Origin of the sequence: Pectobacterium quasiaquaticum, from assembly GCF_014946775.2 — a bacterium.
Lineage (GTDB): Bacteria > Pseudomonadota > Gammaproteobacteria > Enterobacterales > Enterobacteriaceae > Pectobacterium > Pectobacterium aquaticum.
Genome location: NZ_CP065177.1, coordinates 2,130,052 through 2,148,208 on the forward strand (window position 1 = coordinate 2,130,052; position 18,157 = coordinate 2,148,208).

Annotated in this window: 14 protein-coding genes, 1 pseudogene and 1 other annotated feature; of the genes and pseudogenes, 6 read left to right on the top strand and 9 right to left on the bottom strand. The window is 52.3% G+C overall.

The features are described from left to right. Positions 1-6 precede the first annotated feature (6 nt). A pseudogene (gene trpD, locus IG609_RS20710) lies at positions 7-1,667 on the bottom strand (bifunctional anthranilate synthase glutamate amidotransferase component TrpG/anthranilate phosphoribosyltransferase TrpD). Further along, positions 1,667-3,229: an anthranilate synthase component 1 gene (locus tag IG609_RS09915; RefSeq protein ID WP_193398608.1), complete on the bottom strand. Its 1,563-nt coding sequence runs from the start codon at positions 3,227-3,229 to the stop codon at positions 1,667-1,669. Before IG609_RS09915 ends, trpD begins: the two are co-directional and overlap by 1 nt. Positions 3,230-3,260: 31 nt before the next feature. After that, positions 3,261-3,365, bottom strand: a sequence feature (Trp leader region). 208 nt (positions 3,366-3,573) lie between these two features. On the opposite strand from IG609_RS09915, the gene rnm reads away from it, so the two are divergent. The 3 genes from rnm (at position 3,574) to rluB (ending at position 6,329) form a co-directional block, all read left to right on the top strand. Next, positions 3,574-4,470, top strand: a complete 897-nt coding sequence (gene rnm, locus IG609_RS09920) for an RNase RNM (RefSeq protein ID WP_193398607.1) — start codon at positions 3,574-3,576, stop codon at positions 4,468-4,470. A 167-nt stretch (positions 4,471-4,637) separates the two neighbouring features. After that, positions 4,638-5,258, top strand: coding sequence for an L-threonylcarbamoyladenylate synthase (locus IG609_RS09925; protein ID WP_039517275.1), 621 nt, complete (start codon positions 4,638-4,640; stop codon positions 5,256-5,258). Between the two features lie 186 nt (positions 5,259-5,444). Beyond that, positions 5,445-6,329: a 23S rRNA pseudouridine(2605) synthase RluB gene (gene rluB, locus IG609_RS09930; protein WP_103860720.1), complete on the top strand. Its 885-nt coding sequence runs from the start codon at positions 5,445-5,447 to the stop codon at positions 6,327-6,329. A gap of 80 nt (positions 6,330-6,409) precedes the next feature. Here rluB and cobO read toward each other — a convergent pair whose 3' ends face one another. Further along, positions 6,410-7,000, bottom strand: a complete 591-nt coding sequence (gene cobO, locus IG609_RS09935; protein WP_193398606.1) for a cob(I)yrinic acid a,c-diamide adenosyltransferase — start codon at positions 6,998-7,000, stop codon at positions 6,410-6,412. 17 nt (positions 7,001-7,017) lie between these two features. Beyond that, positions 7,018-7,779: a YciK family oxidoreductase gene (locus tag IG609_RS09940; protein ID WP_193398605.1), complete on the bottom strand. Its 762-nt coding sequence runs from the start codon at positions 7,777-7,779 to the stop codon at positions 7,018-7,020. A 354-nt stretch (positions 7,780-8,133) separates the two neighbouring features. Here IG609_RS09940 and sohB point away from each other — a divergent pair, with 354 nt between their 5' ends. Next, complete coding sequence (gene sohB / locus IG609_RS09945; RefSeq protein ID WP_193398604.1) at positions 8,134-9,180, top strand: protease SohB; 1,047 nt, start codon at positions 8,134-8,136, stop codon at positions 9,178-9,180. 75 nt (positions 9,181-9,255) lie between these two features. Here sohB and IG609_RS09950 read toward each other — a convergent pair whose 3' ends face one another. Then, positions 9,256-9,525 carry a YciN family protein gene (locus tag IG609_RS09950; RefSeq protein ID WP_193398603.1) on the bottom strand — a complete coding sequence of 90 codons (270 nt, stop codon included), beginning with the start codon at positions 9,523-9,525 and terminating at the stop codon, positions 9,256-9,258. 368 nt (positions 9,526-9,893) lie between these two features. Here IG609_RS09950 and topA point away from each other — a divergent pair, with 368 nt between their 5' ends. Continuing rightward, positions 9,894-12,491 carry a type I DNA topoisomerase gene (gene topA / locus IG609_RS09955; RefSeq protein WP_193398602.1) on the top strand — a complete coding sequence of 866 codons (2,598 nt, stop codon included), beginning with the start codon at positions 9,894-9,896 and terminating at the stop codon, positions 12,489-12,491. Between the two features lie 379 nt (positions 12,492-12,870). After that, the gene (cysB, locus tag IG609_RS09960) at positions 12,871-13,845 is read left to right on the top strand and encodes an HTH-type transcriptional regulator CysB (protein WP_193398601.1); all 975 of its coding nucleotides are present in this window, start codon (positions 12,871-12,873) and stop codon (positions 13,843-13,845) included. Positions 13,846-13,978: 133 nt separating this feature from the next. Here cysB and dtpA read toward each other — a convergent pair whose 3' ends face one another. The 4 genes from dtpA to rsxG all read right to left on the bottom strand — a co-directional run bounded on the left by dtpA (position 13,979) and on the right by rsxG (position 18,150). Then, the gene (gene dtpA, locus IG609_RS09965; RefSeq protein ID WP_193398600.1) at positions 13,979-15,496 is read right to left on the bottom strand and encodes a dipeptide/tripeptide permease DtpA; all 1,518 of its coding nucleotides are present in this window, start codon (positions 15,494-15,496) and stop codon (positions 13,979-13,981) included. A 688-nt stretch (positions 15,497-16,184) separates the two neighbouring features. After that, the gene (gene nth, locus IG609_RS09970) at positions 16,185-16,820 is read right to left on the bottom strand and encodes an endonuclease III (RefSeq protein WP_010275207.1); all 636 of its coding nucleotides are present in this window, start codon (positions 16,818-16,820) and stop codon (positions 16,185-16,187) included. Then, positions 16,817-17,524 carry an electron transport complex subunit E gene (locus IG609_RS09975; protein WP_180774169.1) on the bottom strand — a complete coding sequence of 236 codons (708 nt, stop codon included), beginning with the start codon at positions 17,522-17,524 and terminating at the stop codon, positions 16,817-16,819. Before IG609_RS09975 ends, nth begins: the two co-directional genes overlap by 4 nt. Beyond that, positions 17,521-18,150 carry an electron transport complex subunit RsxG gene (gene rsxG, locus IG609_RS09980; protein ID WP_193398599.1) on the bottom strand — a complete coding sequence of 210 codons (630 nt, stop codon included), beginning with the start codon at positions 18,148-18,150 and terminating at the stop codon, positions 17,521-17,523. Before rsxG ends, IG609_RS09975 begins: the two co-directional genes overlap by 4 nt. Between the last annotated feature and the right edge of the window lie 7 nt (positions 18,151-18,157).

Genomic DNA, 18,157 nt, shown 5'->3' on the forward strand with positions numbered 1-18,157 from the left:
GTTCCATTATCCTCTGGCGGACAGGGCGATAACGCGCTGATAAGCCTGTCCACTATGAATGACTTCAAGCGCCTGTTGCGCATTTTGGCGCAGATCTTCTTGTCCGAATAATCTCAGGAGCAGCGCAACGTTGGCGGCAACCGCGGCGGCGTGCGCACGTTCGCCTTTACCTTGTAGCAGCGACGCGAGAATGTCACGATTTTCTTCTGGCGTACCGCCTTGTAATGCCGATAGCGGATACGCATCCAGCCCGAAATCGCGGTGCGTCAGTTCGTAGGTTGCGATCTCGCCATGGTTCAACTCGGCAACCTGCGTCGGTGCATGAAGCGCGACTTCATCCATTCCGCCACCGTGTACAACCGCGGCACGCTGGTAGCCCAGTACTTTCAGCGTTTCGGCGATAGGGCGAACCAATTCGGGGCTATACACGCCAATCAGCGCCAGCGGTGGACGAGCGGGGTTAACCAACGGCCCCAACACGTTGAAGACGGTGCGGGTTTTAAGCTGCTGACGAACTGGCATGGCATGACGGAAGCCCAGATGGTATTGCGGAGCAAACAGGAAACATACGCCCAGGTCGTCCAGCGCCTGACGGGAATCCTGCGCGCTCATATCCAGCTTAATGCCGAAAGCGGAGAGTAAGTCAGAGGAACCGGAACGGCTGGATACGCTGCGGTTGCCGTGCTTGGCGATTTTCAGACCACAGCTGGCGGCAACGAAGGCACTGGCCGTCGAAATGTTGATACTGTTGGTGCCGTCACCGCCGGTGCCGACGATATCGGCAAATAAATAGTCAGGGCGCGGGAACGGCTGCGCATCGGCCAGCAGAGCAGTGGCAGCACCGGCGATCTCATCGGGATGTTCGCCGCGCACTTTCATACTAATCAACGCCGCTGCCAGTTGGCTGGCTTCCAGTTCGCCGCGAATAATGGCACCAAACAGCGCCTGACTTTCCTGACGGCTGATAGAGTTCGCGCCGTATAATTTTTCCAGTATGTGTTGCATGGTAATGACATCCTGAGCAGTAGACGGTTCTCGGGTCTTAGGAGACTGTTGTATAGAAGACAGTTGCATAATCGTATCCCTCGTTAAGCCAGCGCCCAGTCCAGCGTTTGTTCCAGCAGTCGAGCGCCGTGCGTGGTCAGGATAGACTCAGGGTGGAATTGAAAACCGCAGACGCGATCGGTATCGTTCCGCACGGCCATGACCATCGTGTTGAAGTGTGCATTAACGGTCAGCGTCGATGGAATGTTGCTGCCGACCAGCGAGTGGTAGCGAGCGACGGGCAAGGGATGCGGTAAACCGCTAAACATGCCGCTGGCATCGTGGTCGATAGCAGACGCTTTGCCGTGCAGGATTTCACCCGCCTGACCAACATGGCCGCCATAGGCTTCCACGATAGCCTGATGGCCGAGGCAAATGCCGATAATCGGCAACTGACCGCGCAGACGCTGCAGCAGTTCCGGCATACATCCCGCTTCGGCTGGCGTACCGGGGCCGGGGGAGAGCATCAGGATCGGTTTTTCCATTTGCTGTAACCGCGCGATGATGACGTCGGCAGGCAGATGGTTACGGTAAATCACGACCTGATGACCGCTGGCACGCAGCTGATCCACCAGGTTGTAGGTGAATGAATCAATGTTATCGAGCAGTAAGATGTCAGCCATCAGAAAATCTCCTTTGCATGGTGCGCGCTGGCAATGGCTCGCAGTACGGCCCGGGCTTTATTACGTGTTTCGTCGGCTTCGGCCTGAGGGTTAGAATCCAGCACCACGCCCGCACCCGCCTGAACAGTGGCAATACCGTCTTCGACATAGGCGGAGCGGATAACGATGCAGGTGTCCAGATCGCCGTGAGCGGTGAAGTAGCCCACCGCGCCGCCGTAGCTGCCGCGTCGGGTTTTCTCACTTTCGGCAATCAGCTGCATGGCTCGGACTTTCGGCGCGCCGCTCAGCGTGCCCATATTCATGCAGGCGCGGTAGGCGTGCAGCACATCTAAATCTTCACGCAGCGTACCAACGACACGGGAGACCAGATGCATCACAAAGGAATAGCGGTCAACTTTGGTCAAATCAGCAACGTAACGGCTGCCCGGCTGACAGATGCGCGCCAGATCGTTACGCGCTAAATCTACCAGCATCAAATGCTCAGCCAATTCTTTATGGTCGGTACGCATTTCTAACTCAATACGGCTATCGAGATCGCGATCCAGTGAGCCATCGGCACGGCGACCGCGCGGGCGAGTACCGGCAATCGGGTAAATTTCGATTTGACGGCTGTCGGCATCGTATTTCAGCGAGCTTTCCGGCGAGGCACCGAACAACGTGAAGTCCTGATCCTGCATGTAAAACATGTAAGGGCTGGGATTGTTATCCTTCAGCGTTTGGTAGGCGGCCAGCGGTGAAGGACAGGGCAGAGAGAAACGGCGTGACGGCACGACCTGGAAAATTTCACCGATACGGATAGCTTCTTGCATCTGACTGACGACTTCCCCGAAGGCTTCATCGCTCTGGTTGCAGCTCAGCGTCATGTCTTCGATGGACTGACGCGGCAGCGCAGGCGCTGGCTGGGTGAGCTGATGCTGTAGCTGTTCCAGACGCTGTTGCAGACGCTGCTTTTCGCTATGGTTCGGTGTAAACAGGCTGGCTTGTAGCGCGGTTACACGTTTTTGGTGGTCAAGCACCAGCAGCGTTTCTGCCAGATAGAAGCAAAAATCCGGGCAACGCTGCTGCTGGCTCAGTGCGGGTAATTTTTCAAACCCCGCGACCAGATCGTAGGCGAACAGGCCGCCGAGAAACATGGCTTCACGTTCGTCTGTCGGGCAGGCGACCAGCGTCAGAATCTGACGTAAGGCATCAAAGACCGATAGCGAACGCAGACGAGCGTCTTCATCTTGCATGACGTCTGCCAGTGGGAACGTGAGTTCACGACCGTTCGGACGTGGTTGATTGATAATCTCCACTGGCAGCGCGGCATCCAGAAGCGGCAGGAGGCTGGCGCCGTTTGCCGTCAGTGCCTGAATGGAAACGTGCTGGCCCAGTGCAGTGATGCGCAGTGCGCTATCAACGATCAACAGGCTTTTCAGGTTTTCCTTGCTGTCGATTTCAGCCGACTCTAACAGCAGCGTTGCTGGTCTGGCACCGCAGAGCTGATGGAAGATAGCGCTGGGGTCGTTACGGTAAACGGCCTCAATACGCAGCAGTTCCAGTTTAGGTTGTGTTGTTTGCATTCTTGCTACCCGTTTAATGTTGTGCCCATCAAATAAAAAGCCCGCTTGGTTAAGCGGGCCTGGGAATATCTGCATGTGTGATAACAGCGATGCGTGATTAGTCCACCCGCGAGAGGGAAGAGCGCCACCAACCATGCTTCATCATTTTCTGCGTTGCCATTATCATCATCTCACTGTTTGTATACTGATTACTGTCTGCGTACTGCGCTTGCGTACTAGTTAACTGGTTCGGCGATAAAATGTCAACACCTTCAATAGGATTATTTTATTACTCAGGGAAACGGCGGGCATTACCATTTACGCCCTATTGATGGCATCATGCGGTCTTCGCATTATTCTTGTTAATGGATAGGCTTGTGCCAGAAAATTCTCAACCGATATCGTCGTTCCCACTTTATGATTTGCATAGCCATACCACGGCATCTGATGGCCTTTTAACGCCGACGGCGCTGGTCAGTCGCGCGGTAGACATGCGGGTGAGCGTGCTGGCGATTACCGATCACGACACGACGGCTGGGTTTGACGAAGCGCAACATGCGATTGCACAACAGGGGCTACCGCTGAGATTGATTCCCGGCGTGGAGATCTCCACTCTGTGGGAAAACCATGAGATCCATATTGTCGGATTAGGGATGGATAGTGCACACCCAGCGTTGACGAGGTTGCTGCAACAGCAGGCGGCGTGTCGGCAAAATCGGGCGGAACAGATTGCGACTCGTCTGGAAAAAAACCGCATTCCTGATGCTCTGGCTGGCGCACAGCGTCTGGCGACGGGAGGACAGATTACACGCGCGCATTTTGCACGTTATCTGATCGAACTGGGCATCGCGGCGAATATGAATCAGGTGTTCAAAAAATATCTGGCGAAAGGCAAAATCGGTTATGTGCCACCGCAGTGGTGCACCATCCCGCAAGCGATCGAGGCGATTCATCAATCCGGCGGTGTGTCGGTGTTGGCGCATCCGGGGCGCTACGATTTGACGGCCAAATGGCTAAAGCGTCTGTTAGCTACCTTCGCAGAAAACGGCGGGATCGCAATGGAAGTGGCGCAATGCCAACAGGCACCGGATGAACGGACGCAGTTGGGGCGCTATGCGCGGGATTTCAACCTGATGGCGTCGCAAGGATCGGATTTCCACCTGCCGTGTGCCTGGATTGAGCTGGGCCGCAAGCTGTGGCTACCTGCCGATGTCGAACCCGTTTGGCACCATCCGCTATTGGTGGAGGCGGGCAGCGCATAATTATCGATCAACTGATACCACGTTGATACCATGACGCTCTTTTTGAAATAACAAATCATGGAATAACAATCTTTTACCGCCAACACGTTCTATAATCATCCTTATTGCACGATGAAGCGGGTTGGAATGAACAGCGCCGCGAAATGTCAGACGTATGAGGTAGGGTTATGAGCCAGTTTTTCTATATTCACCCGCAGAATCCGCAGCCGCGATTGATCAATCAGTCGGTGGAATTTTTGCATAAAGGTGGGGTGATTGTTTATCCAACGGATTCCGGTTACGCGTTGGGCTGTATGTTGGGCGAAAAGAACGCGCTGGAACGCATCTGCCGGATTCGCGATCTGGGGAGCGATCATAACTTCACGCTGATGTGTCGCGATCTGTCCGAACTGTCGACGTATGCCCACGTTGATAACTCGGCTTTTCGGTTGATTAAAAATAACACACCCGGTAATTACACGTTTATTCTGAAAGCGACGAAAGAGGTTCCTCGCCGCTTAATGAATGAAAAGCGTAAAACCATCGGCCTGCGCGTGCCGTCCAATCCTATCGCACTGGAGCTGCTGGCTGCGCTGAATGAGCCGCTGATGTCGACGACGCTGATGCTGCCGGGAAATGATTTCGCCGAATCCGATCCAGAAGAAATTCAGGACAGATTGGGAAAACAGGTGGATTTAATTATTCATGGCGGTTCGCTGGGTCAACAACCGACGACGGTTATCGATTTGACCGATTCCGTGCCACGCGTCGCGCGTGAAGGCACCGGTGATGTCACGCCGTTCCTATAGACGAGCGGTAACAATGGGAATACAAATGGCGCGAAGATCGGTATAATCGCGCCGGCTTTTAATATGACGAACGATTTTTACGTACACACTATTTTTACGTACATTCAATTTTTACGTAACGGCTGAATTTTATCAGCAGTTATGACTCCCCCCGACGCCTGGGAAGGCGACACTAGAGGTTGCTCAATGAGCGAAAAGTTACAAAAAGTTCTGGCGCGTGCCGGACATGGTTCACGCCGCGAAATTGAAGGTATCATTCAGGCTGGACGCGTCAGCGTTGACGGTAAGATTGCCACTCTGGGCGATCGCGTTGAAGTGACGAAAGCCACCAAAATCCGTATCGATGGTCATGTGGTTACCGTTAAGGAAACCGAAGAGTCTGTGTGCCGCGTACTGATGTACTATAAACCGGAAGGTGAATTGTGCACCCGTAACGATCCTGATGGCCGCCCGACAGTATTTGACCGTCTGCCAAAAATTCAGGGGTCTCGCTGGGTTGCTGTAGGGCGTCTGGACGTGAATACCTCCGGCCTGCTGCTGTTCACGACCGACGGTGAGTTAGCCAACCGCCTGATGCACCCCAGCCGTGAGGTTGAGCGCGAATATGCCGTGCGGGTCTTCGGTGTCGTTGACGATGAAAAGATCAAACAGCTGAGTAAAGGTGTACAGCTGGAAGACGGCCCAGCATCGTTCCGTACTATCCGCTATCAGGGCGGTGAAGGTCTGAACCAGTGGTATAACGTGACGCTGACCGAAGGGCGCAACCGTGAAGTTCGCCGTCTGTGGGAAGCAGTTGGCGTGCAGGTTAGCCGCCTGATTCGCGTGCGTTACGGCGACATTTCGTTGCCGAAAGGCATTCCGCGCGGTGGCTGGACAGAAATGCCGTTGGAACAACTGAACTATCTGCGTGAGCTCGTGCAGCTTCCGGCAGAAACGGTATCGAAACTACCAGTTGAGCGCGAACGCCGCCGAGTGAAAGCGAACCAGATCCGTCGTGCGGTAAAACGTCACAGCCAGCTCAACAGTGCTCCAGCGCGCCGTACCTCGCCAAAGCCTAAGCGCAACGGGTAATCTTCTCTCTATACGCTTCACGGGCAGCTTTCGCTGCCCGTTTTCATTTGCGCTCTGCTTATCACTAATAAAGCTAACGGCTACCAGTCAATGCCTTGTTGAGCCTGAATTCCGCTATCAAACGCATGTTTTACCGGACGCATTTCCGTCACGGTATCAGCCATTTCTAGCAAATCACGATGGCAACCTCGTCCGGTAATAATGACTGTCTGCTCGGCAGGGCGTTGCTTTAATGCAGTGACAACGTCACTTAAATCCAGATAATCATAGCTAATCATATACGTCAGTTCGTCCAACACGACGAGGTCGAGCTGTGGATCGGCCAACATGCGTTTGCCATGCTGCCAGACGTGCTGTGCCGCTTCGGTATCCGTCTGGCGATTCTGCGTATCCCAGGTAAAGCCCGTCGCCATGACTTGAAATTCCACGCCGTGCTGTTGCAGCAGGTTCTTCTCACCGTTTGGCCACTCGCCTTTAATAAACTGGATCACGCCCGCCCGCAATCCGTGGCCTATCGCTCGCGTGACGGTACCAAATGCCGCCGTGGTTTTGCCTTTCCCGTTACCGGTGAAAACGATCAGAACACCGCGTGTTTCATTCGCGGCGGCAATGCGGGCGTCGATCTTTTCTTTCAGGCGCTGTTGGCGTTGCTGGTGGCGTTCATCGCTCATCGTGCGGCTCTTCTCTATTATTCGGCTGGACCGGCTTTTCTGCCCGGCTGTGCGTCAAAACTCATCCCCGTCTTGCGGCGACTGTCATCGCCCATCAGGTAGAGATACAGTGGCATAATATCTGCTGGCGTTTTCAGTCTCATTGGATCTTCGTTGGGAAAGGCTGACGCACGCATTCCTGTACGTGTTCCGCCAGGATTAATACAGTTCACGCGCAGATTGTGTGAACGATACTCTTCGGCCAGCACTTGCATCAAGCCTTCTGTCGCGAACTTGGAGACGGAATAGGCTCCCCAGCCGGCACGACCTTCGCGGCCCACGCTGGAACTGGTGAAAACCAGAGAAGAGCACGGCGATTTCAATAACAGAGGCAGCAGCGCCTGCGTCAGCATAAAGGTTGCGTTGACGTTGACCTGCATAACCTGATGCCAGATTTCCGGCGTTTGCTGTGTGATAGGGGCGATTTCCCCAAGTAATCCGGCGTTGTGGAGAACCCCATCTAGGTGCGGCACAATCTGAGCCAGTTCGTCAGCCAGTTGAAAGCACTGCGCAGAGGATAAGGCCAGCATATCGCAGACAACCACGTGCGCTTGTGAACCGTGTTCCTGCTCGATCTGCTGTTTAACCGACTGAAGTTTGCTTTCTGTCCGCCCTAATAAGATGACGTGCGCGCCGTAGCGAGCGTAGGTCAGCGCGGCTTCCCTGCCAATGCCGTCGCCCGCACCGGTGACCAGAATGATGCGGTTTTGCAGTAAATCGATTTTAGGCTGGTAATGCACAATGAATTCCTCTTGCCGTGGCGCAAAACAGCCACACTTCAGATAATAGACCTGCCATCGCGTATCGGCACGACGAGATGCGTCGGTCGTGCCACTGAACGTCAGATAACGGCGCATTCGGGCAGGATGAATGGGGGTGTTATGCCTCAAATATCGACTGTTTTCAATGAGACTGCCTCTATTTATCCCTGTGCTGTTGTAAAAAGCAGCAACAGGCGTAAAAACCGCAGGAATAACATCGCCATATTGCGTGCCATCAGTTAGGTTATAGGAAGGGAATGGCGCACGACGTCAACGCCATGGTTGGTGAGTAAACCAACATTAATTAATACGCAGTCAATGAGGACGGTGTTTGTGGAATTACTTTCTCTGTACGGTTTATTCCTGGCTAAGGTACTCACCATCGTGGTGGCGATTGGTGCGTTAGTCGTTCTGGCATTCGGAATGACGCAGCGTAAGCGCCCGCATAAAGGTGAGTTGCAGGTCACGAATTTGGGTGAACAATATCAGGAAATGCAGCGTGAAATGCAGACCGCCTGTATGAGCGACACCGAGCGTAAGCTGTTATCTAAACAAGAAAAGAAGAAAGAAAAAGAAACCGCGAAGCAAGATAAACAGCGCGCCAAGCGTGGAGAAGAGAAGAGTGTTAAACCGTGTCTGTATGTGCTCGATTTCAACGGCAGTATGGATGCGGGCGAAGTCAGTTCGCTGCGTGAAGAGATCTCCGCCGTGCTCGCTGTGGCGAAACCGAAAGATGAGGTCTTGCTGCGTCTGGAAAGCCCAGGCGGTGTGGTACACGGTTATGGATTGGCGGCGTCGCAATTGCAGCGTTTACGCCAGGGCGGCGTACGTTTGACGGTCTCCGTGGATAAAGTGGCTGCCAGTGGCGGATATATGATGGCCTGCGTGGCTGACCGCATCGTAGCGGCACCGTTCGCGATTGTAGGATCTATTGGCGTTGTGGCACAAATCCCCAACTTCCACCGTTTGCTGAAAAACAAAGACATTGATGTTGAGCTGCACACCGCGGGCGAATTCAAGCGTACGCTGACGCTGTTTGGTGAGAACACCGAACAAGGTCGTGAGAAATTCCGTGAAGATCTGAATGTCACGCACACGCTGTTTAAGGATTTTGTACAGCAGATGCGTCCTTCGCTGGATATTGATTCGGTGGCGACGGGAGAGCACTGGTTTGGTACTCAGGCGAAAGATTTGGGGTTGATTGACGCTATCGGTACCAGTGACGATCTGCTGATTGCTGAAATGACCAGTCATGAAGTGTTAAGCGTTCGCTATACACGGCGTAAACGCCTGCTGGATCGTCTGACGGGCAGCGCTGGCGATACCGCAGAACGACTGATGTTGCGCTGGTGGCAACGTGGTTCAAAGCCCCTACTGTAATTAATAAAATAGTAAGTCGTACACAATCAAATGCCCGCGAATTTGCGGGCATTTGCATTTAATCGATCAAGCTATTTAATCGATCAAGTCGTATTTTTCGGATAAAACATGCGCAAGATGCTTGAACATGTTAAATACCGCGGTGCTTTTTAAGGTCGGTGTTCCGTTCTCATCGAGAAAAAACTCACCGCGAAAAACCAGCACGCCGTTTTTTTGTTCTACGCTATCAGCGACCATACCATGCAAATAATCATCGTGATGCTTAATGATGTCATTGGCTTCAATTAATAAGCTCTGGCGGTCAATTGGACGCTTTTCTTCGTTAACCTGATGTTCAGGTGACATGATTGTTACTCCTGTACTCACCCTTGAAAAAGGGGGCGTTGCACTCTATCAACAAGGCTATTTCTAAAATCAACACAGCGATTTCAACACGCAATGCGGTTATTTCAACTGTTGCATCAAGAGGAAGGGTACTGCGATACGGTTTCAGCGTAAAGCGTAGATTATGATGCAAATGGACTACATTTTAGGTGCTTACCTGCCGATATTCAGTGTGGCGGGAAGCGGATAAAACCGCGTTTCCATGCTAATTAGGTTGCGTGGCAGTATTTATCAGGTAGAGTGTGGGATTTTGCGCAGTCAGTAGAATCCGCTCTGGATGCCCCGAAAAATATCTGATTTTCAGAAGAATTCAGCAGGTAATAGTACATATGGGTAAAGCTCTCGTTATCGTCGAGTCCCCGGCAAAAGCCAAAACGATCAATAAGTATTTGGGCAATGACTACGTGGTGAAATCCAGCGTCGGTCATGTGCGCGATTTGCCGACGAGTGGCTCAGTCAGTAAAAAGAGCGCGGACTCAACGACTAAAGATAAAACGAAAAAAGTCAAAAAGGATGAGAAATCTGCGCTAGTTAATCGTATGGGCGTCGACCCTTATCATGGCTGGAAAGCCAACTACGAGATACTGCCGGGTAAGGAGAAAGTTGTCTCCGAATTAAAAACGCTGGCGGAAAATGCTGACCACATCTATCTCGCAACCGACCTTGACCGCGAAGGGGAAGCCATTGCTTGGCACCTGCGGGAAATCATTGGTGGTGACGATCAGCGTTTCAGCCGCGTGGTGTTTAACGAAATTACGAAGAATGCCATTAAACAGGCGTTTGAAAAACCCGACACGTTGAATATTGACCGCGTGAATGCCCAGCAGGCACGTCGATTTATGGATCGCGTGGTTGGCTACATGGTTTCCCCGCTGCTGTGGAAAAAAATCGCCCGTGGACTGTCCGCTGGGCGCGTACAGTCGGTTGCGGTACGCCTGATTGTCGATCGTGAGCGTGAAATCAAAGCGTTCGTGCCGGAAGAATATTGGGAACTGCATGCTGATTTGCTGGCAGGCAGCGATATTCAACTGCAAATGCAGGTGACACATCACAACGGCAAGCCGTTTAAACCGGTTAATAAAGAACAAACGCATGCGGCGGTCAGCCTGCTTGAGCACGCGCGTTATGTGGTTGCCGATCGTGAAGATAAGCCGACCAGCAGCAAACCGGGCGCGCCGTTCATCACCTCCACGCTGCAACAGGCTGCCAGTACGCGCCTTGGCTTCGGCGTGAAAAAGACCATGATGATGGCGCAGCGTCTGTACGAAGCGGGCTACATTACCTACATGCGTACCGACTCAACGAACCTCAGTCAGGATGCCTTGACGATGGTGCGTGGCTATATTGGTGAAGAGTTCGGCAAGCGCTATCTGCCGGAGTCAGCAAACCTTTACAGCAGCAAAGAAAACTCGCAGGAAGCGCACGAAGCGATTCGTCCTTCTGATGTTGGCGTGCTGGCTGACAACCTGAAAGATATGGAAGCCGATGCACAGAAGCTGTATCAACTGATTTGGCGTCAGTTTGTCGCCTGTCAAATGACTCCGGCGCAATACGATTCCACCACGTTAATCGTGGAAGCTGCTGATTATCAGTTGCGTGCCAAAGGCCGTACGCTGCGTTTCGATGGCTGGACGAAAGTCATGCCTGCGCTGCGTAAAAATGATGAAGATCGCACGTTGCCGACGGTGGCAGTGGGTGAAACGCTGTCGTTGCAGAAGCTGCTACCAGGGCAACATTTTACTAAACCACCGGCACGTTACAGCGATGCTTCTCTGGTTAAAGAGCTGGAAAAACGTGGGATTGGCCGTCCGTCTACCTATGCGTCTATTATTTCCACCATTCAGGATCGCGGCTACGTTCGAGTGGAGAATCGCCGTTTCTATGCCGAAAAAATGGGTGAAATCGTTACCGATCGACTGGAAGAAAACTTCCGCGAACTGATGAATTACGATTTCACCGCTCGGATGGAAAGTCGTCTCGATCAGGTCGCCAATAATCAGGCGGAATGGAAAGCGGTACTGGATGAATTCTTCAACGAATTTAGCCAGCAGTTGGAAAAGGCTGAACAGGATCCTGAAGAAGGCGGTATGCGCCCCAATGCGATGGTGTTAACCAGCATTGATTGCCCAACCTGCTCTCGTCAAATGGGTATCCGTACTGCCAGTACCGGGGTGTTCCTGGGCTGTTCCGGCTATGCACTTCCACCGAAAGAGCGCTGTAAGACCACGATCAACCTGATACCGGAAACTGAAGTACTGAACGTGTTGGAAGGCGACGATGCCGAAACCAACGCGTTGCGTGCCCGCCGTCGCTGCGAAAAATGTGGTACGGCAATGGACAGCTACCTGATTGATAATCAGCGCAAGCTGCACGTGTGCGGGAATAACCCAGCCTGTGACGGGTATGAGATCGAGGCCGGTGAGTTCCGCATCAAGGGCTATGATGGTCCGATTGTTGAGTGCGAGAAGTGTGGTTCCGAAATGCACCTCAAAATGGGACGCTTCGGTAAGTACATGGCGTGTACCAGCGAGACGTGTAATAACACGCGTAAGATCCTGCGTAATGGCGATGTCGCGCCACCGAAAGAAGATCCGGTGCCGTTGCCTGAGTTGCCTTGCGAGAAGTCTGATGCCTATTTCGTCTTGCGTGATGGTGCAGCAGGCGTCTTCCTTGCGGCCAATACGTTCCCGAAATCTCGTGAAACGCGGGCACCGCTGGTAGAAGAACTGGTGCGATTCAAAGATCGTTTACCGGAAAAACTGCGCTATCTGGCGGAAGCGCCTGTGGTCGATAAAGACGGCAACAAAACGCAGGTGCGTTTCAGCCGTAAGACCAAACAGCAATATGTCTCGTCAGAGAAAGACGGCAAGGCAACGGGCTGGTCAGCGTTTTACATTGATGGCAAATGGGTTGAAGGGAAGAAGTAACCTCTTTCAGTAACCCTACACATAACTGGGTTATGTGTAAGAGAGCGCTACATCAAGCCAGCCGCAAGGCTGGCTTTTTTGATCGCAGGAAATATCTAAATAAAACAGATGCATGAAGATTGTCCCGCAGTAGCATGAGGATTGTTGATCCGTGATAGAGAATGATGCGGTTTACCTCGGTGATAATCGCATGCACCGCATTCTTTATCGCTGCCGCATGCAGAAATGGTTATATAAAAATAGTTTTTATGATTAAATGACATTAATTGATGGAAATATGCGCCAGGTGGTTAAGACGCAATCAAAGTCAATAAAACGGAACGTCGTCAGAACGTTGTGAGATGCCACGCGCACACTTCAATTGGGAATGGGATAAATTATGAAACTACAACAGCTTCGTTATATTGTTGAAGTTGTTAATCACAACCTGAATGTGTCTTCTACCGCAGAAGGGTTGTACACCTCCCAGCCGGGGATCAGTAAACAGGTCCGCATGCTGGAGGATGAGTTGGGCATTCAGATTTTTGCCCGTAGTGGAAAACACCTGACACAGGTGACACCCGCCGGACAGGAAGTCATCCGCATTGCGCGTGAAGTGTTGTCGAAAGTCGATGCCATCAAAGCGGTTGCCGGAGAGCACACCTATCCCGATAAAGGGTCGTTGTATGTCGCGACCACGCACACGCAGGCGCGTTACGCGCTGCCAAGCGTCATTAAAGGTTTCATCGATCGCTATCCTCGCGTGTCGCTGCACATGCATCAGGGCTCACCGACACAGATTGCTGAAGCCGTTGCGAAAGGATCTGCGGATTTTGCTATTGCGACCGAAGCACTGCATTTGTACGATGATCTGATCATGCTGCCGTGCTACCACTGGAATCGCGCGGTGGTGGTAAAACCGGATCACCCGCTGGCGTCTAAGACCGATATTACCATCGAAGAACTGGCCGCTTATCCTATCGTCACCTATACCTTTGGTTTTACGGGGCGCTCCGAGCTGGATACCGCGTTTAACCGCGCTGGCCTTACACCGCGTATCGTCTTTACCGCAACGGATGCCGATGTGATTAAGACCTACGTGCGTTTAGGGTTGGGGGTCGGGGTGATTGCGAATATGGCGGTCGATCCGCAGATAGAAACCGATCTGGTGACCATCAATGCGAACAGCATCTTCAGCTACAGCACGACGAAAATTGGCTTCCGCCGCAGCACGTTCCTGCGCAGCTACATGTACGATTTCATCCAGCGCTTTGCACCGCATTTAACGCGCGATGTCGTCGATTCTGCCGTTGCGCTACGCTCAAATGATGAAATTGAGGCAATGTTCAAAGATGTGACGCTGCCTGTAAAGTAAACGTCATTCAGGACGGATCAACCAACGTAAAAAAGCCAGACAGTGTCTGGCTTTTTATCATCTGGCTATCTCTAATACTTCACCAGTAACACGTCATACCGTCATTTGCGTGACGTGTTACGGCGGCGGGTTATCAGGCAGAGGCGGTCGTCGTGACGGCGTCTGCAGGGGCGTCGGTGACATCCTGCGTCATACGCGTCAGTTTCGGCGCGGTCAGCAGCATCAGAACGGCGATGATGCCCGTGACGATACCAATCTGCATGAAGACATTGCTATAAATCTCAAGAGACGCGTGCGGGTCTACGACGTTCTCAGGCACGGCCATCATATTCGCAACGTAGCCTGCGATAATGGCGGCACCGGCTGACGTCAGGAACCAGGCACCCATAATGAAGCCCATCAGACGCTGTGGTACCAGTTGAGCGACCATCGCCAGACCCAGGCCGGAAATCATCAACTCTCCAATACTTTGCAGGCCATAGCAGAGGATCAGCCAGTTGACGGACACGATACCCTGTTCGTTTGCCATGCTAGCACCCCACGGCAGCACCAGAAACGCGCCGGAGCACAGCACCATACCCACCGCAAACTTGTGCGCCATCGGCAGTTGGTCGCCCATTTTGTTGTAAACCGCAGCCAGAATCGGGCTGGCAACCATGATCCAGAATGGGTTGAGCGCCTGATACTGCTCTGGCTCAAAGGTAAAACCTAAAATGGAGTGCTCAACGTTGCGAATAGCAAAGAAGTTCAGCGATGTTGGCATTTGGTTGTACAGCACAAAGAAGACAACGGCTTCCAGCATCAGCAGAAGGGCGACAATCATTTTCCGGCGTTCTGCACCGCTCACTGCCAGCATCTCTTTGATGAAGATGGCGACAACGGCTAGGGAAATAAGCGTCAGAATCCAACGTGCGACGCTCTGGTTGTGCAGCAGCCAGGTGGAAAGTGCGACCAGTGCGACAATACCTGCGAGCGTGACAGCGAGCTTCGGCAGATTGATCGGTTGGAAATCTGGCTGAGAACCTTGTGTGCTGACCCACTTGCGGCAGAACATAAAGTTAACCAGCGTCAGCATCATACCCACGACGCTCAGGGAGAAGGCCACGCTCCAGCCATAGTTTGCGGCAAGCACCGGCGTAGCCAGCATAGAAAAGAAGGAGCCGATGTTCACCGCCATATAGTACATGGTGAAAGCACCATCCAGGCGCGGATCGTCTTTCGCATAGCTGGTAGACAGCAGGGCTGACGGGTTGGCTTTAAACAATCCGTTGCCGACGGCAATGGTAGCCATACCGATATACACCCACGTCACGCTGTGGCCTGAGTAGGCAATCATGGTGTAACCGATCGCCAGCACGATGGCACCCAGCACGATCACACGCTTGGTGCCGAGGACGTTGTCACCCAACCAGCCGCCAATGGCGACAAACCCGTAGACCAGCGCACTGAATGAGGAGAAGAGAGTAATGGAGTCGGTTTCCGACATGCCCAGCATTTTGACCAGATAAACTGCCATAATGCCTTGCAGGCCGTAGTAACCAAAACGCTCCCACAGCTCGATGCTGAAGATGAGATAAAACGCTTTTGGTTGTTTGAAAGCGTTCATGCTGACGCTTTCAGGGGATTCGCTGTTGTTGTTTGCTGTTGACACAAAGACCTCTGATTTTACCTATCTCGTTTTTTTTAACGAGAAAATAACAAGAGTGAAACAGTGAAACTGCAACCTCTTTTGACTCGTTATGGGGAGGAAAAACGGCGCTATATTGACGTGATTTTATTGACAGGCAAGTCATTTGACATGTTTTGTTACAAGTGGTTTTGGTTGTTGGATAAAACTAGAAATTAAATGTTATGCAGAGTTTAATTTCATAACTTTCTTTTGCTTCAAATGATTATATTGGTTTCACCTATTTATTTTTCATAAAAGGTATATAATCTGCCTTTTACTTAAAATCAAGACAATATCATTAACTATGAATGAATATGCGGTTTAATGTTTTGCATATCACTAAATATGCAGTGAGTATAAAAATGCATCAATAGCAGGCAATAAGATGAATATCGATATAGTCACTCAAAGTGACTTTCAATCACTAAATTTTCTATTAAAAATAACTTATTAGCCTTAAATAGTGGTTACTTGTACTTTTATACAGGCTTTTTGCTAGAGGAATACGCTGCAGTGCACCGAATAAACCGCCTGAGAGCATCGTTGTCTGAGCTGTAAGATGCAGAGAACACGCGGCTCGCTTTGCTAGTGAGAGAGCGAAAGACGAGGCGGAGTGTGGAATAACGGAGAGAAGGTCTGGCGAGAGGGGATTCCACCAGACCTCGACAGATTAGGCGTCGACCTTTTCGCCAAATTCACATAAATCTTCAATCAGGCAGGAACCACAGCGCGGTTTACGGGCAATACAGGTGTAACGACCATGCAGGATTAGCCAGTGATGGCAGTCGACTTTAAATTCTGCCGGAACGACTTTCAGCAGCTTTTCCTCTACCTGTTCGACATTTTTACCCGGCGCGAATCCTGTCCGGTTACTGACGCGAAAGATGTGCGTATCAACGGCAATCGTTGGCCAGCCAAACGCGGTGTTCAGAACGACGTTTGCCGTTTTTCGTCCTACGCCGGGTAAGGCTTCCAGCGCGGCGCGATCTTCGGGAACCTGTCCCTGATGCTTTTCCAGCAACAAACGGCAGGTTTTGATGACGTTTTCCGCTTTGCTGTTAAACAGGCCGATCGTCTTGATGTAGTCTTTCACGCCGTCTACGCCGAGTTCAAGCAGCGCTTCGGGCGTGTTGGCGACAGGGTAGAGTTTGGCCGTTGCCTTGTTCACGCTGACATCGGTTGCCTGCGCGGAAAGCAGCACGGCGATGAGCAGTTCAAAGGGCGTACTGAACTGCAATTCAGTCGTCGGATGGGGATTGTTGTCGCGTAAACGCGTTAAGATCTCAATCCGCTTAGCCTTATTCACAGCGATTCCCCTACGGTGCCGGTTGCCGGTGCCGCTTTCTCTTCGGTGACAGCCGCACGAGCTCGACGTTGTTTCATTTTCTCATCGATCAAATATTTCACGGCCAGCAACAGTCCCAGACCGATAAACGCGCCCGGTGGCAGCATCGCCAGAAGGAAAGGGGAATCGAGGTGAACCACCTCAATGCGCAGCGCTTTAGCCCAACTGCCCAGCAGCAAATCCGCGCCGTCGAATAGTGTGCCGTTACCCAGAATTTCACGTAGAGAACCGAGCACCACCAGTGCGCTGGTGGCTCCCAGCCCCATTGCCAGGCCGTCAATAGCCGAAGGGAAAACCGCATTCTTGGACGCGAAGGCTTCGGCGCGGCCGATAACTATACAGTTCGTTACGATCAGTGGGATAAAAATTCCCAGCGATTGATATAAGCCGTAGGCATAGGCGTTGATCAGCATCTGTACGGTGCTGACCACCGAGGCGATGATCATGACGTAAATGGGAATACGGATTTCCGCTGGTACCCAGCGGCGCAGCGCGGAGACGGCCATGTTGGTACAGGTGAGAACCAGCGTGGTTGCCAGCCCTAATCCCAGCGCGTTAGTCGCGGTGGATGACACAGCCAGCAGGGGGCAAAGACCCAACAATTGAACCAGTGCCGAGTTGTTCTTCCATAACCCTTCAACGAAAAGTGCTTTGGTTTGACTCATTGGTTCTCTCCACAGGCGGACAGCGTGTTGATTTGTGACGGCAGCGTTTGCAGGTAAAGGGCGCTGCGTTTTACGCTGTTAACGACGGCGCGCGGCGTAATGGTGGCGCCGGTAAATTGATCAAATATTCCGCCTTCTTTCTTCACTGCCCAGCGGGCATCCCGCTCATCCTGTACCGTTTGTCCGCTGAATCGGGTGATCCAGTCAGAAATTCGTACTTCGATTTTATCACCCAGCCCCGGCGTTTCATGATGCTCGGTGACGCGAACGCCGAGTACCTTACCGTGAAAATCAGCCCCGACCAGCAGCCGAATAGCACCAGAATAGCCATCCGGCGCGGTACTTTCCAGTGCGGCGGCAACGGGTTCTCCGTTCTGGCGCGCGATGAACACGCGGTGTGGCGCTGACGATCCTAATGCCGAGTTAGTGACAACGTAACACTCTTTTTGCATGTCACTATTGTATAGCTCGGCGGGAACCACCTGATCCAACAGTATCTTTTGTTGCAGCATCGCCTGATGCGAGATAGTCGGTTCCGTTAACATGTTCACCACCGCAGTTAATGCGGTAGTGCCAGCAGCAAACAGGGCCAGTGTTGTCGCGTGGCGGCGCATTGTCGTCATCATAGGCGTC

What these genes read in the sequence shown, in the direction of transcription:
- cobO (WP_193398606.1), bottom strand. Translation starts at nt 7,000, where the DNA reads ATGAGCGATGAACGCCACCAGCAACGCCAACAGCGCCTGAAAGAAAAG.
- IG609_RS09975 (WP_180774169.1), bottom strand. Translation starts at nt 17,524, where the DNA reads ATGAGTCAAACCAAAGCACTTTTCGTTGAAGGGTTATGGAAGAACAAC.
- IG609_RS09925 (WP_039517275.1), top strand. Translation starts at nt 4,638, where the DNA reads ATGAGCCAGTTTTTCTATATTCACCCGCAGAATCCGCAGCCGCGATTG.
- rsxG (WP_193398599.1), bottom strand. Translation starts at nt 18,150, where the DNA reads ATGATGACGACAATGCGCCGCCACGCGACAACACTGGCCCTGTTTGCT.
- IG609_RS09915 (WP_193398608.1), bottom strand. Translation starts at nt 3,229, where the DNA reads ATGCAAACAACACAACCTAAACTGGAACTGCTGCGTATTGAGGCCGTT.
- cysB (WP_193398601.1), top strand. Translation starts at nt 12,871, where the DNA reads ATGAAACTACAACAGCTTCGTTATATTGTTGAAGTTGTTAATCACAAC.
- topA (WP_193398602.1), top strand. Translation starts at nt 9,894, where the DNA reads ATGGGTAAAGCTCTCGTTATCGTCGAGTCCCCGGCAAAAGCCAAAACG.
- rluB (WP_103860720.1), top strand. Translation starts at nt 5,445, where the DNA reads ATGAGCGAAAAGTTACAAAAAGTTCTGGCGCGTGCCGGACATGGTTCA.
- IG609_RS09950 (WP_193398603.1), bottom strand. Translation starts at nt 9,525, where the DNA reads ATGTCACCTGAACATCAGGTTAACGAAGAAAAGCGTCCAATTGACCGC.
- rnm (WP_193398607.1), top strand. Translation starts at nt 3,574, where the DNA reads ATGGATAGGCTTGTGCCAGAAAATTCTCAACCGATATCGTCGTTCCCA.